Origin of the sequence: Bartonella japonica, assembly GCF_040545385.1 — a bacterium.
Lineage (GTDB): Bacteria > Pseudomonadota > Alphaproteobacteria > Rhizobiales > Rhizobiaceae > Bartonella > Bartonella japonica.
Genome location: NZ_JBEPLT010000003.1, coordinates 24230 through 40508, shown reverse-complemented (window position 1 = coordinate 40508; position 16279 = coordinate 24230). Strand labels below are relative to the sequence as shown.

At 39.0% G+C, this 16279-nt stretch carries 13 protein-coding genes and 1 other RNA gene; all 14 read right to left on the bottom strand.

Annotated elements, in window-relative coordinates:
* Window positions 1-86: 86 nt before the first annotated feature.
* The 14 genes from murB to ABID39_RS02355 all read right to left on the bottom strand — a co-directional run bounded on the left by murB (window position 87) and on the right by ABID39_RS02355 (window position 16022).
* Window positions 87-1103: a UDP-N-acetylmuramate dehydrogenase gene (gene murB, locus ABID39_RS02420; RefSeq protein ID WP_354185688.1), complete on the bottom strand. Its 1017-nt coding sequence runs from the start codon at window positions 1101-1103 to the stop codon at window positions 87-89.
* Complete coding sequence (gene murC, locus ABID39_RS02415) at window positions 1081-2508, bottom strand: UDP-N-acetylmuramate--L-alanine ligase (RefSeq protein ID WP_354185686.1); 1428 nt, start codon at window positions 2506-2508, stop codon at window positions 1081-1083. Before murC ends, murB begins: the two co-directional genes overlap by 23 nt.
* Entirely contained in the window at window positions 2492-3628 is a 1137-nt protein-coding gene (locus ABID39_RS02410) for a UDP-N-acetylglucosamine--N-acetylmuramyl-(pentapeptide) pyrophosphoryl-undecaprenol N-acetylglucosamine transferase (protein ID WP_354185684.1), read from the bottom strand. The genes murC and ABID39_RS02410 overlap by 17 nt, the downstream gene beginning before the upstream one ends.
* On the bottom strand, window positions 3621-4775 hold the full coding sequence (locus tag ABID39_RS02405) for an FtsW/RodA/SpoVE family cell cycle protein (RefSeq protein WP_354185802.1): 1155 nt from the start codon (window positions 4773-4775) through the stop codon (window positions 3621-3623). The genes ABID39_RS02410 and ABID39_RS02405 overlap by 8 nt, the downstream gene beginning before the upstream one ends.
* A 124-nt stretch (window positions 4776-4899) precedes the next feature.
* The gene (gene murD / locus ABID39_RS02400) at window positions 4900-6306 is read right to left on the bottom strand and encodes a UDP-N-acetylmuramoyl-L-alanine--D-glutamate ligase (RefSeq protein ID WP_354185682.1); all 1407 of its coding nucleotides are present in this window, start codon (window positions 6304-6306) and stop codon (window positions 4900-4902) included.
* A gap of 4 nt (window positions 6307-6310) precedes the next feature.
* On the bottom strand, window positions 6311-7381 hold the full coding sequence (mraY, locus tag ABID39_RS02395) for a phospho-N-acetylmuramoyl-pentapeptide-transferase (protein WP_354185680.1): 1071 nt from the start codon (window positions 7379-7381) through the stop codon (window positions 6311-6313).
* A 20-nt stretch (window positions 7382-7401) separates the two neighbouring features.
* On the bottom strand, window positions 7402-8823 hold the full coding sequence (locus ABID39_RS02390) for a UDP-N-acetylmuramoyl-tripeptide--D-alanyl-D-alanine ligase (protein WP_354185678.1): 1422 nt from the start codon (window positions 8821-8823) through the stop codon (window positions 7402-7404).
* Entirely contained in the window at window positions 8820-10271 is a 1452-nt protein-coding gene (locus ABID39_RS02385) for a UDP-N-acetylmuramoyl-L-alanyl-D-glutamate--2,6-diaminopimelate ligase (protein ID WP_354185676.1), read from the bottom strand. The genes ABID39_RS02390 and ABID39_RS02385 overlap by 4 nt, the downstream gene beginning before the upstream one ends.
* A gap of 39 nt (window positions 10272-10310) precedes the next feature.
* Window positions 10311-12038 (bottom strand): peptidoglycan D,D-transpeptidase FtsI family protein, encoded by a 1728-nt coding sequence (locus tag ABID39_RS02380; RefSeq protein ID WP_354185800.1) that lies wholly within the window; start codon window positions 12036-12038, stop codon window positions 10311-10313.
* Window positions 12038-12442, bottom strand: a complete 405-nt coding sequence (gene ftsL, locus ABID39_RS02375) for a cell division protein FtsL (protein WP_354185674.1) — start codon at window positions 12440-12442, stop codon at window positions 12038-12040. The genes ABID39_RS02380 and ftsL overlap by 1 nt, the downstream gene beginning before the upstream one ends.
* Window positions 12439-13437, bottom strand: a complete 999-nt coding sequence (rsmH, locus tag ABID39_RS02370; protein ID WP_354185672.1) for a 16S rRNA (cytosine(1402)-N(4))-methyltransferase RsmH — start codon at window positions 13435-13437, stop codon at window positions 12439-12441. The genes ftsL and rsmH overlap by 4 nt, the downstream gene beginning before the upstream one ends.
* 279 nt (window positions 13438-13716) lie before the next feature.
* Window positions 13717-14107, bottom strand: an RNA gene (gene rnpB / locus ABID39_RS02365) — RNase P RNA component class A.
* Between the two features lie 96 nt (window positions 14108-14203).
* Entirely contained in the window at window positions 14204-14713 is a 510-nt protein-coding gene (locus ABID39_RS02360; protein ID WP_354185670.1) for a lytic transglycosylase domain-containing protein, read from the bottom strand.
* A gap of 922 nt (window positions 14714-15635) precedes the next feature.
* On the bottom strand, window positions 15636-16022 hold the full coding sequence (locus ABID39_RS02355; protein WP_354185668.1) for a hypothetical protein: 387 nt from the start codon (window positions 16020-16022) through the stop codon (window positions 15636-15638).
* Between the last annotated feature and the right edge of the window lie 257 nt (window positions 16023-16279).

The window sequence follows — 16279 nt, the reverse complement described above, 5'->3', positions numbered from 1 at the left end:
AATCAGAATCAGAGTCATGACGCAAGAGTTTCTTTGTTAATTTATTGATTCTTAATGGATTTTCTTCATTATCTCTTTGAAATGACTCAATTTTTTATTTCTATTTTTTTATAATACTGAATCAATTCATGAGACTGATCAAAACAAGGAACAACACGGTCTTGTTCAAATTGACCAATACGCTGTATTTCCCACTGCAAAAGATGAGCTGAATGGGCAAAAACACGAGCACGGACTGTTTCTCCTAAAGCTTCAAGATCATAACCGGTTGCTTCTCCTGTATTGATCATAAAATTACAGTGCATTTCACTCATTTGAGCTCCACCAATCTGCAAACCACGGCACCCTGCTGCATCAATAACACGCCATGCAGATGCATTTTCAGGATTTTTGAAAGTTGATCCACCTGTTTTTTCGCGAATAGGCTGTACAGTTTCCCGATGCATTGCAACTTCATTCATAGCCGCACGAATATCATCTTTATTTCCCGAGTTTCCTTCCAACAAAGCAGCAGTAAAAATAAAACCTTCAGGAACATCACAATGACGATAAGAATAATGCATATCTTCCAAACGCAAGATATGGCGCTGCCCTTTGCGATCAAGGGCATAAACCTCAACAACACGTGCAGAAGTCTCGACGCCATTAGCCCCAGCATTCATTTTGAGTGCCCCTCCAAGACTACCAGGAATACCATGGTAAAAATGAAAACCTGCAACCTCAGCCTCTAAAGCTGCCGCTGCCAAATGTTTATCCGCCGTAGCAGCACCAACCAAAAAACGCTTTGGAGAAACTTGCTGTATTTGCCCAAAATTTTTAGATGAAAGACGAATAACAACGCCAGGGATTCCCCCATCACGCACCAAAAGATTAGACCCAATCCCCACAATTGTTACGGGAATAGGTTCAGGCAGATTTTTAAGGAAAAGAGCTAAATCCGCCTCATCTGCAGGTTGATAAAAAAGCTCTGCCAGCCCACCAGCGCGAAACCACGCTACTTTACGCATACCAACATTGGGCGTAATTTTACCTTTTATCTCGCTGAGTGCAGGTTCCAATTGCGCCAACAGCGCTTCACCATCAATGATCTGAAAATTTACCATTGCTATCCAATACCGCTAACTGATGAGGCAACGCACAAGCCCACTGTGTAATATTGCCAGCACCAAGAAAAACAACATAATCTCCAGACTTAGCAAATCTAGAGACAACCGAAACAACATCTTCCAGACAATCAACCAAACGCACATCACGATGACCTGCCATTTGAATGTGCTCTACTAATTCTTTGGCACCAAAACCAGCAATTGGCTCTTCACCTGCTGCGTACACCGGCGCAATCAATACTGTATCTGCATCATTAAAACACACAGAAAAATCATCAAACAAATAATGCAAACGCGAGTAACGATGGGGTTGCGCAATCGCAATCACGCGCCCTTTTGCACTCTCACGCGCTGCACCTAAAACAGCCTTTATTTCAACAGGATGATGCCCATAATCATCAAATATTTCAATACCATTCCAACTGCCTGTTTGTGTAAAACGTCGTTTTACACCACCAAATTTTTCTAAGCCCTTTTTTATAGCTTCATTCGAAATACCAAGTTCATGCGCAATAGCAATCGCCGCTGTTGCATTAGAAATATTGTGCTGCCCAGACATTGGTAAAATCAATTTTTTCAACTCAGTCTCTTTCCCTGTCTTGCGTGAACGAATAAGAACATCAAAATAGGTTTTTTGACCATCCATAGAAAGATTAAGAAAACGAACATCTGCTTGTGGATTTTCACCATAAGTAATCACCCAACGATCATCGATACAGCTCGCCAACGATTGGACTTCTGAATGGTCTAAGCACAAAACAGCAAAACCATAAAAAGGAATATTTTCCACAAATTGTCGAAAAGCCTTGCGCAAATCATCAAAACTTCCGTAATGATCCAAATGTTCAGCATCGATATTGGTAATAACAGCAATATCAGCAGGTAACTTTAAAAATGTACCATCACTTTCATCGGCTTCAACAACCATCCAATCACCTCCCCCCATACGAGCATTCGTACCATAGGCATTAATAATCCCCCCATTAATCACCACTGGATCAAGACTCCCAGTATCAAGGAGTGCAGCTATCATAGATGTAGTCGTCGTTTTACCATGGGTACCTCCCACAGCGATTGCTCGACGAAACCGCATCAACTCGGCAAGCATTTCTGCACGCCTCACAAGTAGCAAGCGCCTCTCTTTCGCAGCAATATACTCAGGATTTGTTTTTTTAATGGCAGTAGAAAAAACAACAACCTCTGCGTCCCCTAAGTTCTGAGCATGGTGACCTATATAAATGTTAATTCCTTTTCTCCGTAAACGTTCAACATTTGCACTATCAACCTGATCTGATCCTTGAACTTTATAGCCAAGATTATGGAAAACCTCCGCAATTCCACTCATGCCGATACCACCGATTCCAACAAAATGGATAACACCTATATTAAGCGGCATTTTCATCAAAAAACTCCTCTTTTATACTTGACAATGACTGCCCCGCAATCAATGCTTCTGCCATATATGCAAGACGACTGGTTGCACGAGGTTGCCCAACTTTTTTTGCAGAAAGCGCTTGTTTTTCTAATAAGTGCGATGCACAACAGGATTCTGTTAAAAGAGAAGCCAGTTTTTGTGCATTCAAATCTTTTTCTGAGACAATTTGAGCACCTCCTACATCTGCAAGCAATGCTGCATTTGCTGCTTGATCGTGATCCAAGGCATGGGGATATGGGACAAGCAAAGCAGGCCGACCAATAACAGCTATTTCACAAACAGATGAAGCACCCGCACGTGATAAAATAAAATGAGATTGCGCCATACGTTCAGCTATATCATCAAAGAAAGGGGCAACTTCTGCTTGCACACCCATCTTATGGTAGGTTTTTATTAACTCTTCAGCTTCACCTCGAACTTGTTGAACAATGCGCAAACGTTTACGTATCGCATCATCTAGCAAAGCAATCGCTTCTGGAACAATTCGTGAAAAAAAAGAAGCACCCTGACTTCCACCAAAAACCAAAAAATGAAATGGATCTTTATCTTCTGAAGCGTGATAAGGAATTTCTGCTGCTTTAAGAACAGATTCACGCACAGGATTGCCAGTTAAAAATATTTTATGAGCGTAACTCTTATTTTGCGATAGCAAACCACCTGCTATTGCATGTACAAAAACTGCCAATGCCCGATTAGCACGTCCCATAATAGCATTTTGCTCATGGATAAACGTTTTTCGCCTTGTTAAAGCAGCAACCAAAAGAGGAGGAAAAGTAGGATACCCTCCAAAACCACCAACAAGAACAGGACGCAATTTATAAAAAAGCATCAACGATTGCCCCATTCCCTTTAACAAAAACCAAAATATTTTTACAAGAGCAAAAGGATGGCGTCGTGTAAATGTTGCAGACGAAATGATATGTGTGTGCTCTTTATCAAAGCTGCGTACAAAACGTTGAACTCTTTCATCCGTTGCCAAATGAACCTCATATCCACGCCGCCTTAATTCAACAGAAAGTGCTTCAGCAGGGAAAAGATGTCCCCCTGTACCGCCTGCAGCTAAAATAATAACTTTTTTATCAGTCATAAGGAGTATCCAAAACTGAAGAAGATGAAAGAGCTGAAAGACGCGCTTCTGGCCAGCGACGGGTTAAGCTAAGCAAAATGCCCATTGAAAATGCAATCGCCACCATAGATGAACCACCATAAGAAATAAACGGCAATGTCATACCTTTGGGAGGTATAAGATGAAGATTCACTGCCATATTAATCGCTGACTGAAAGCCAATCATCATCGCTATGCCCGTAATCCCAAAACGTATAAATGAATCACGCGTATTCAATGCTATATACAACGAACGCATAACGATAAAGCCAAAAAGCATCATAATGAAAAGACAAAGGATAATACCATATTCTTCAGCAGCAACGGAAAACACAAAGTCTGTATGGCTATCAGGAATGATACGTTTTACCGTTCCCTCTCCAGGCCCTTGCCCAAACCAACCACCATTCAAAATAGCCTCACGTCCTACATCTACTTGGAATGTATCGCCTTCACCTGTCAAAAAACCATTGATGCGTTCTCGGACATGATGAAGAGAAAAATACGCGACAACAACTCCCACTAAACCTAAAATAATAAAGAGGAAAATCACTGTAAGAGGCACACCAGCAACAAAAAACAAACCACCCCATGTCGCACTGACTAAAAATGTTTGACCAATATCAGGCTGTAAAACAAGAAGTACACAACAAAAAGCATAAAGCATTATAGATAACGTATATCCAGGAATACCTCTATTGCGTACCTGTTCCGAAAAAAGCCAAGCAGCAATCACCACAAAAGCTGGTTTCATAAACTCCGAAGCTTGTATAGAAAAACCAAATAGAGGAATCCACCGCCGTGCTCCCTTTAATTCTGGACCAAAGAATAAGGTTGCAACCATAAGGATAAGAGTCGCAATAAGCAAAAGAACGCATAAACGGCGAATATTACGAATCGAGAAAAAAGAAATAGTAATCATCGTAAAAAACGCCAAAATACTAAAAACGATATGCCATCGAACAAAATAAAAACTATCAGAAATCCCGATTTTTTTTGCAATGACGGGGCTCGCAGCAAAAGATAGCATGATGCCAATCCCCATTAAAATCAGACAAGCAGCAAAGATAGAGCGATCAATTGTCCACCACCAATTAGCAATCGGGTCTCTATCTGCACGCGTCACCATCATATCTACCTTATTTTTTTCATAATTACATTCAAAGGGATATGGTTCCCTATTTTTTAGCAAACATCTCAAAAATTGAATTACACAAAAAAAGATTCTGGAGTCTTAACACAAAAGCATTTTTTTAAATTTTAGCTTCTTTTAACTGCCTAACAAAAGAAACAAATGCATCGCCACGCATTTCATAATTTTTAAATTGATCATAACTCGCGCAAGCAGGTGAAAAGAGAACGACAACCTCTTTTGCCTTGCAACACATAGCATCGGCAGCAGCTTCATGCACCGCATTTTCCAAAGTTAAACTTAATGAAAAAGGAAAAGAAGACCCTATAACGCCAGCAAACTCCTCTGCCGCCTCCCCAATCAAATAAGCTTTACGAACTTTATGAAAAAATCCTCTTAAAGCTTCAATTCCACCTTCTTTTGCCTGCCCTCCAACAATCCAAAAAATATCATGAAAAGTAGAAAGTGCCGGCGCTGATGCATCTGCATTGGTTGCCTTGCTATCATTGATAAACAAAACTGACCCCATTTTACGCACCTGTTGCATACGATGAGGCAACCCTTTATAACTTGCTAAATGTTTTTCTATATGTGGATCTGTGACCTTTAAAGCCTGCAATGCTGCTAAAGCCATAAGAGTATTTTGTGCATTATGAGAACCGCGCAGAGCCACAGTAGATGCGAGATCTGCAAGCATATGGCGCTGTCCTTGAGAAACAGAAAAGAGCTTAGTTCCCTCTGCATAAAAACCATTTTCGATAAAATGTTCTTTGGAACTCGCTATAACATGACAACCTTCATCAACCAATTGTTGATACAAAGCCTGACATGCAGCATCATCTACTGAAATAAAAGCACAAAAAGCCTGAGAAACTAAACGCTTTTTGGTTTGCACATAACGAGAAAAGCTACCATGGCGATCAATATGATCAGCTGTTAGATTCAATAAAATTCCAACTGTTGGCTGAAGAGAAGGGGTAAGATCAATTTGAAAGGATGAACATTCAATCACATAAATACGTTTTTTTACAAACGGCTTAAGCATCAATATTGCAGTTCCAATATTTCCCCCCATCTGTACATCATAGCCTATTTCTTCTAACAAATGCGTAAGCAAAGCTGTTGTTGTTGACTTCCCATTCGTACCCGTAATAGCAACGAACGGAACATCTCTATCACAAAAACCATGGCTCTGTAAAAAATGGTTACGTTCACGAACAAACAATTCAATATCACCAATAATTTCTATATCTGCTTGACATGCCTTATCAACAGTCCAATGAGGTTTTGGATAAATTAAAGGAACGCCAGGCGTTAAAATCAATGCAACAAACTCAGACCAATCCTCATGACGCAGATCTCTCGTTGGAATATTTCGCCGAACAGCTTCTTGTACAGCTAAAGGATTATCATCCCACGCAATCACTTCTGCGCCGCCACTCATCAATGCTTGTGCCGTTGCTAATCCTGATTGTCCTAATCCAAACAGAGCAACTTTTTGACCTTTATAACATGCAACAGAAATCAAAATCTCACCGTAATTTAAGTGTTGAAAGACCAATCAAAGCAAGAATAATTGAAATAATCCAAAAGCGTATCACAACTTGGCTTTCAGTCCATCCTTTTTTTTCAAAATGATGATGTATTGGTGCCATGAGAAACACACGTTTTTTTGTTAATTTAAAATAACCAACCTGAATAACAACTGAAAACCCTTCTAGGGCAAAAAGCCCACCAATGAGAGCTAAAACAATTTCATGCTTGGTTGCTACAGCAACAACACCCAACAGCCCTCCAAGAGCCAACGAACCAGTATCTCCCATAAAAATAGCCGCTGGCGGTGCATTAAACCATAAAAAACCAAGACCCGCCCCAACAACAGCACCTAATAAAACTGCCAATTCACCTGTCCCAGGGACATAATGAATTTGCAGATAATCAGCAAAATTTATATTACCAGAAAGATAAGAAATCAGAGCAAAAGAGAGAGCTGCAACCATCACAGGAACGATAGCAAGTCCATCAAGACCATCGGTCAAATTAACTGCATTACCAGTCGCTACAATGACAACAGCAGAAAAAGGAATGAAAAACCAGCTCAAGCTAATCAAATACTCTTTCATAAAGGGCAGAGCTAATCCAGGAGAACTAACTTGTAGGATAAGAAAAGCTGCAATTGCTGCAACCAAAAATTCTAAACTTAACCGAGCCTTACCAGAAAACCCTTTCTCCGTTTGTTTTGTAACCTTAAGATAATCATCATAAAAACCGATTGCTCCAAAAGAAAGCATAACAAATACCGATACCCAAAAATAAATATTCGACAAATTGCACCACAAAAGTGCCGAGACCACAACACCAGTGAGAATTATCAACCCACCCATGGTTGGTGTTCCAGCCTTTTTAAAATGTGTTTGAGGTCCATCAGCGCGAATAGGCTGCCCTTTTCCCTGCCGTAATTTAAGAGAAGCAATAATGCTAGGGCCAAACAAAAAAACAATAAGCCCCGATGTCAGAGTAGCTGCTATCGTGCGAAAAGTAATGTAACGAAAAACATTCACGCCTGGCAACCAATCACTAAGCGAAGAAAAAAACAGCATCATAATGTAAAAACCTATTAAAATTATAAAGAAACTGCTTGATAACGATCAAGCAATGCATCCACAATATCTGATGAAGAAAGACTATGGGATGATTTAATCATGAGCAGATCCCCATTGGAGATTTCTGCAAAAATAAGCGGTAAAATTTTTTCAACATTTTCAGCATAATAAACCTTGAGGTAAGCAGACAGTTCTGTGGCTAAAAACTTCATTTCTTCACCAAATAAAAAAACTGGGTGAGCACCAGAAAGACATATTGGCTTGACTAAATCACGATGGAGTTCTTCACTGTAAGCTCCCAATTCTAACATATCACCTAAAATAGCAATTCGCCTACCATGCAAGCCGACTGGCCCGATAGCAAGAAGATCAAGAGCAGCGCGCATAGATGCAGGGTTAGCATTATAGCTTTCATCAATTAAATGAAATTCGCCACCATTGGATAACGACAATCGATAACGAATACCGCGCCCTTTTTGAAGAGAAAAGCGGCTCAAAGAAAGAAAAACAGTTTCCAAGTCAACATGCATAGCATCACAAATAGCAATGACAGCTAAACTATTTTGTATAATATGTCGTCCAGGCGCACCAATTTTAATCATCTTATCTTTTCCAGCAATACGAACAATCATAGAGCTGTAATCGGTAAAAAGACGTATATCTCTCGCCTGATAGTCAGCATTTTCAGCCTCACCAAAACTTAAGATTTTTTTCACACCGCATTGCTTGGCTTTTTGAACTAAATAAGAAAAAAACTCATTATCTGCATTTAAAACGACAGTTCCCTCTTTATCTAATCCTTCAAAAATTTCAGCTTTTGCATCTGCAATCTCCTCAAGATTTTTAAAAAATCCCATATGCCCTGAAGAAATATGCGTAATGAGAACAACATGCGGACGAACGAAATTCACCAAAGGGCGAATTTCATCTTTATGATTCATGCCAATTTCAAAGATACCATAATCACTCTCCACAGGCATTCGTGCTAACGTCAGAGGAACGCCCCAATGATTGTTTAAAGAAGCAGGATTAGCATGAACTTTTCCAAAAGTTGCAAGAACTTGTTTTAAAGATTCTTTTGTCGTTGTTTTCCCCACCGAACCTGTTATTGCGATAATCTTAGCCTTTGAGCGCTTACGTGCGGCTTGCGCAAGTTTTTCTAAAGCTTGCAAAACATCAGGAACAACAATCAATGGAGCAGATATTTTTTCCATTTCAGCCAAACGACTTTCTGCAACGATAAGAACACCTGCTCCTCGTGCATTAGCTTGCAAAGCAAAATCATGACCATCAAAACGATTCCCTTTAATACAGAAAAATATATCACCTTCTGTAAGAGTCCGACTGTCAATAGAAATCCCAGAAAAAGTTTCTGGGACAGATCCAACGACAAAGCCATCAATTGCTGCAACAAGTGATTGTTTATCCCATAAAGCTGTCATTTATTCCGTTCCTGCAAAGCATCAATTACTTTCAAACGATCTGAAAAAGGATATGTTTTTTGCCCTATAATTTGACCATTCTCATGACCTTTTCCAGCAATGATTAAAGTATCCCCTGCTTTTAGAAGCCCAATCGCATAGTCAATAGCTTCACCACGATCTGCTATTTCTATGGCACTTGGTGCTGCTTGTAAAATATCCTTACGTATTTTTTCTGGTATTTCTGTGCGAGGATTATCATCGGTTACAATAACAATATCAGCTTTATTTTCCGCGATTTTTCCCATCAAAGGTCTTTTTCCTTGATCACGATCTCCGCCGCAACCAAAAACAAGGATCAAGCGTCCTTGCGTAAAGGGGCGAACAGAAAGCAAAACTTGTTCCAAAGCTTCTGGTTTATGTGCATAATCTATATAAACGGGAGCATTATTTTCTGTTTTTCCAACCAACTCTAGCCGCCCAGGTGCACCTTGCAAAGTTTCAAGGGCATCAAAAGCTTTTCTCGGAGAGACACCCGTTACAATTGCTAATCCCGCCGCTATAAGTGCGTTGGTGACCTGAAAGTCTCCAGAAAGTGGCAAATTAAATGTATAAATATGATCCTCCACACGACACTCAACACACTGTTTTGACCGTTGATGTTCAACACGATTAATAGTGATAAATTGCCCTTTACGCCCAATTGTCAAGACACGACGACGTGCTTGTATGATCGTATCAATAACCTTTTGTGAACAAACATCATCTGCAAAAACTAAAGCAGGAGAATCTGGAGGCAAAAGCGTATCAAACAGCCGCATTTTAGCACGCAAATAATCCTCTACACTCGTGTGATAATCCATATGGTCACGCCCTAAATTGGTAAAGGCAGCTGCTGTTAAACGTACCCCATCAAGTCGGCTCTGATCAAGTCCATGAGAAGATGCCTCAAGAGCTGCATGTGTTACACCCTCATCGGAAAGTTCATGAAGGAGACGCTGCAAAACAACAGGATCAGGTGTTGTGAGAGAAGCAAAATCATTCCGGTGAGGAGAAACAACACCTACCGTCCCTATACTGGCCGCACATAATCCAGTATGAGCCCAAATTTGCCGAATAAAAGAAACAACGGATGTTTTCCCACTCGTTCCTGTCACAGCCACAACCGTTTCAGGTTGAGAGCCGTAAAAACGAGCAGCTGCAGTCGCTAAATTATGACGCACATTACCAACACGTAAAACAGGAACAGGTAAATTCTCAAGAACAGTATGGGAATCTATAACGATCGCTCGTGCACCACGCTTTATAGCATCGTTGATATAGTGCCTTCCATCACCTTGATTTCCTAGAATAGCGACAAAAACAAAACCTGGTAATATTTTCCGAGAATCTGCACTTATTCCTGTTATTTCTATTGAAGAAAGACTCTCATCTTCTATAGATTCTGTAAAAACTGTTCCAAACAACATGATAATGCACCTTCTATATTAATTTTGCTGTTGTTTAATTCATCTTGAACCGTTTTTTGTACTTGAAAAAGGCTCATACTCTTTTTCAAAATCTGGTTTTATTTCCAGAAAACTCGCTGAACGACGAATAATGTTAGCAAGCATCGGCCCTGCATTCATTGCTGCTGTTGCTGAACGCTGTCCCTCTTCAGGTTGTGGTTCATCGATAATTGTTAAAACAACATAGGAAGGATTATCAATAGGAAAAGCAGCTAGAAAACTATTGAAATTTTTTGTTTTAGAATATTTTCCATTTTCTACTTTTTCGGCTGTTCCTGTCTTACCACCAACGCGATAACCTTTCACTTGTGCATTCCGTCCTGACCCAATATAACTGTTTAACTGATAGAGATAACGCATATTTTGACTTGTTTTGTCCTGCAAGACCTTTTTCGCGTGTTTTAAAGCTTGTTCTTTTGTGCGTTTCAAAAACGTAGGTTCAATTAACCAACCATTATTCATTAAAGCTGCAGTACCGACTGCTGTTTGCAAAGGTGTTGTTGCCATACCATGCCCAAAAGAAATCGTCATAGAATGGATATCCTTCCACTGGTGGGGCACGATAGGATGTGCAACTTCAGGCAATTCTGTTGTCAATCGATCAAGTAAACCAAGTCGTTTCAAAAACTCACGATGTCCATCAATCCCCACTGCTAAGGCCTCTTTAGCAGAACCAATATTAGAAGAATAAATAAAAACCTCCCAAAGTTTTAGAGGACGTTTTTTTCCATGGAAATCACGAATAAAATAATTCTGACTTGCTTGAATAGGCTGTGAAGCATCAATGATGCTGTTTAAATGAAAAAGATCTGAATCAAGTGCCATCGCGGTTGTAAAACTTTTAATGATAGATCCCATTTCAAAAGCTCCAGCTGTCATTCGATTAAGACGATCACTTTTTAGAGCAGCAATAGGATTTCTAGGATCAAAATCTGGTAGTGACGCCATAGCAAGAACCTCACCTGTATAGATATTTAAAATAACTGCTCCTGCAGCAAGTGCTTTATAACGCTTCATTGCTTCCATAAGTTCATCATGAACAATCGTCTGAATACGAATATCTATCGAAAGCTGAACTGGTTTTAATGATTCTTCTGTTGCAAGACCAGCCGCACGCAAAGCACTTAATCCTGCATCATCAATGTATTTTTCCAATCCTGCTATGCCCTGATTATCCACATTCACCATGCCAAGAACATGCGAAACGACAGATCCACTTGGATAAAAACGACGAACTTCTGTGCGAAAACCAATCCCTGGAATACCAAGAGCCATAATTTGCGTTTTTTGGGTTGGTGTTAACCCACGCTGTATCCAAGAAAAACTAGACTTTTTTTTGAGACGTTTATAAGTTTCCTGCCAATTGAGATTAGGCAAAACTGTTGAGAGTAATTCGATGGTTTCATCCACATCAATAATACGTCGTGGTTCCGCAAAAAGAGAATAAGTTTTAATATCCGTTGCTAACAAACGACCATGCCGATCAATAATATCAGGTCGCGCAGTCAATTGAAGGACTGCTGGCCCTTTTGCTTCTTCAATTTGCCCACCTTCAAGCCCATAAGAAATAAGACAAGCCCCCATAATGCCATATAAAATAAGAAAACAAAGAAAAGAAAAAATTAAACGCAAACGACTAGAATATGAACGGCGAGCGGAAAATTTATGAATATCCAACGGATTTTTTAAATGCTTTTTTCGTTGCGAAAAGTGAAACAATGATTTCATCATCGCACACCTTTTTGAACAACACCATTGACCTGAGAAATGCGATTATTTGCCAAAAATTCCTGTTTTTTTTCCAAGATATTTTGTTTAATAATTTCTTCAATTTGATCATAGATACGTACCGGAATATCCTCAAACTCTACAATTTGACGGGGCTGAATGATTTCTAAACCAAGCTCTTTTTGATAACGCTTCGCAAGCTTTTGCATCCGTGAAGGCTCTATCATCACAGCCCATTCAGCATGAAGCAAATTAACGGTGTTTTTTTCTGCAGCAATTTTATGTTCAAGATGACGGATTTCACTCATTCGTTTTTGAACATCATATTTTACCTTATAAGTAAGACCTGCCATACAAATCATAATTATCACTAAAATCATATCAAATGTACGAAAAACTGTCATTTCTTACTACCTTCAAAACGAGCAATTTCTGCTAAACCAAATAATTCCATATCTGCAGCAAGACTATCAGCATCGGTACGGATACCAATACGTAACCTCGCCGAGCGTGAACGTGGATTCTGTTGTAATTCCTCTTCATTTGCAATAATTCCACCTTTAGACAAAGGAAAAAATGTTGCTGGAACCGTCTCTATTTCAGGAAGATAACGTGACCTCATACACTGTCCTGAACGCGCAGAAAAAAATCTTTTCACCATACGGTCTTCAAGAGAATGAAAACTCACAACACCCAAACGACCTCCTGCTTTTAAGACGCGTTCAGCAGCAAATAAGCCACGTGCAAGCTCACCAATTTCATCATTCACATAAATACGAAGAGCCTGAAATACACGCGTTGCAGGATGAATGCGATCCCGACTTCTACGCCCTACCAACGATTCGATAGCCTGAGCAAGATCACCTGTACGCAAAAAAGGTCGAACACAGCGGCGCTGTTCAATCATACGTGCAATCCTGCCCGCATAACGCTCTTCTCCCAATATCCTAAAGATTCGCGCCAAATCATCTCTTTTTAAACAATTCACAACATCACTTGCTGTAAAACCAGTCTGAGCCATTCGCATATCTAACGGACCATCCTTTTGAAAAGAAAATCCTCTTTCAGCTTCATCAAGCTGCATTGAAGAAACACCAATATCCAGAATAATAGCATCCACCTTTTCTTCAACGATACTTTCCAACCGTGAAAATTCCATTTGCACCAAACGAAGTCGTGGAAAAAATTCATCAACAAGCGATTGTCCATCACGAATAGCATAAGGATCACGATCAAGAGCAATAACTTCTGCCCCCGCATTTAATAAAGCACGTGTATAACCACCAGCACCAAAGGTGCCATCGACCACTTTTGCTCCAACCAATGGTGCAAGCCCAGCTAAAACTGGTTGCAATAACACTGGAATATGGCGTTCAGCTTTATGACTCTGTTCTGTCAAAATAATCCGTCTTGATTTATGCTTTATTTAAATCAATAACCATCAATGGAAATTGATATCAGAATAGCCAAAACTTCAACTCTCATATCTCTCGCATCGAGGGAAAACAAAGCTAAAGTTAACTCATATTACATTCGTAATGCATTATACTTAAAGAAATGTTATAATTCTTAAAAATACTCTATAATTTAAGCATACACTTCAAATACACACATCCTATAGAAAAATCCTGCATACAAAGTGTCAATTATTTATATATCAAAGAAAGTTTAATCACGAGATATCAGTCGGCTTATAAGCCGGGTTCTGTATGGTAAAGTTTATACTCTACATGGCAACCATTCATCTGGGACGGATGTTACCATCCGCCTCGTGCAACCTACCCAAATGACTCGCCCGGAAATCGGCTGCAAGTTAAACCTTGCACGTCATTTCTATTCGGTCTTGCTCCCGGTGGGGTTTACCTTGCCACACTCATTACTGAATGCGCGGTGGGCTCTTACTCCACCCTTTCACCCTTACCTACAAAAATAGGCGGTTTACTTTCTGTGGCACTTTCCCTAGGGTCGCCCCCGCCGGGTGTTACCCGGCACCGTTTTTCCATGGAGCCCGGACTTTCCTCACCTGCCGCCTTTAAGCATTGGACAAGCGCGGCTGCCCAGCCGACTGACTCATTCTTTATAAAGCATTTTTTATCACGTGAAAATAACCCTCTTAAGATATTTTAAAAATCAGATCAAAAAACACATTGCTTTCAAGGTATCTTTTATTTCAATGAAGCCAGATAAGTTTTCACCTTTAAGCAATATTTAGCCGAAATGGAATTCATTTTTTTTGCAGCATGACCTGCATTATATTTAAGAATTGTACCACATGTACTGCCACCACTAAGTTTATATGCCCGTGCCAAATAACGCATACCGTATTCAAGATTGGTCTCCGGATCATAAAGATCTTGCACAGAGCCATTAAAACCCAACCCTCGTGCCGTAGATGGTTTAATTTGCATCAAACCTATCTCTCCAGCAGCCCCTTTTGTACCCGCTTTATAATTACTCTCAACACTAACAACAGCGTGTGCTAAATTAACGGGAACATTATACTTATTCGCAAATTTCTGAATAAGAGATTCATAAGGACGATCCAATGTCTTAGAAGCAATAATCGGGGCTCTCTCACTTGATCCTGCAATATAAAGCACTGCATGTGCCAGACTTATGGCAAAAACAAAAAATACAGCAAATACTGCACTCAAAAAGATCTTTAAAAACTGCATTCTCTTTCTCTTTACTAAAATATTCTTAAATCATAGCCACAATGGCTCCGCGGGCCGCATTATACGTAAAAAGAAAGCCAAAGAACGGTTTGAAAATGGAAATATTAAGACAATTTAAAGATAGTTTTCTACTTCAGAAGAAATTCACTCAGATTACTCATTATATATCCATTTATCTCATAAAGTAACTAGTAATGAGGAATATATAACATATATTTTAAGATATAAAAAGGTTATATACTTTATAAATTTCCAGTTCATCTATCATATTATAACAATTTAGCAAATAAAAATAATAATAGAAATATATATTACATTTTTACATATAATTATTAAAGTATTTTGTTGAAACATTATTACATAATATAAATAAGAATATCATTACTTAATTCCATCAATATCATATGATGATGATAAGTAAATAGAAATAATTATGAATGATCCATGTCAACTGAAATAATTTTATATTAAACAAAATAATTACTGAAACTAAAATATTATGAATAGTTTAGTAAATATACATAAAAACATCAATTCTTGATAACATAGTACAAATTAAAAATAACTTATCTCTCTTTTAAGAAATTTCTATAAGAAACAGCCCAAATAATCCTCATACCGTCTGAATAAAAAATTATATTGTGCCTCCTCATTCAAATAGTGCGCTAGAAGACTACGATTCCACCACTCTTACACGTCTTATCCTCATCTTCAAAAAACATGAAATAGATAAACATGCTAAAACTCATAAAAAAAGGGATTTCAAGTGCTCTACCTTTTATCCCTTATAACATCATAACAAATACAAATGGTAGAATGTGCAACTTCCCTATCCACTTTTCAAAATCTCATGAAAAACACAACCAAACATTCCCCAAAATGAATGGTAAAAAATATAATCTCTTAAAATTACAAAAAATAGCTAAAAATAAGTACTACCAATAGAAGGCTGTGCAATCACTTTTGAAAGAACTGTAGCAATAACTTCTCCCAATTTTTGAGCTTGCTCATCACTCTGACCATTTGCGGAAGCAAAAGCAATCGCCTCTTGGCGCAGTTGCTCAATCAATTGTTGTTGTTGCTGAGGACTCAGTTGAGAGAGCTCTTTTACAATATCGGGAAAAGAAACTGCTAACCTCTCCAAAAACGCATCTTCTGTTATATTAACCTGATCCTGAGAAGAAGAGGAAGAAAAAGAGCGGTTAAATATAAACTGGTGAACCAAAACGCTTCGAAAAGCAAAAAAAATCGCTGTAAAAACAAAAAAAACAAACAAAATGAGAAGAATACGATTCCAGAAATCTCTCATTGACCTCTCACTCAAACATTATAGTACGATACTTAACAAATTGTTCTATCAGCAATCAAAGAAAAAACAACCTCATAAACCAAATAATTTCTAATACTCTATTTCTTACACGCTACACACCAAAAAAACCGATAACTCTCCACAAAGAACCACTCAAAATACCCACAAAACTTCAGAAAATGGCTTCTCAAAAACCTGACTGAGGATTCCCTCAGTCAGGCCAGACAATCTAAGGGATCCACGCGGGGGGGGGGGAG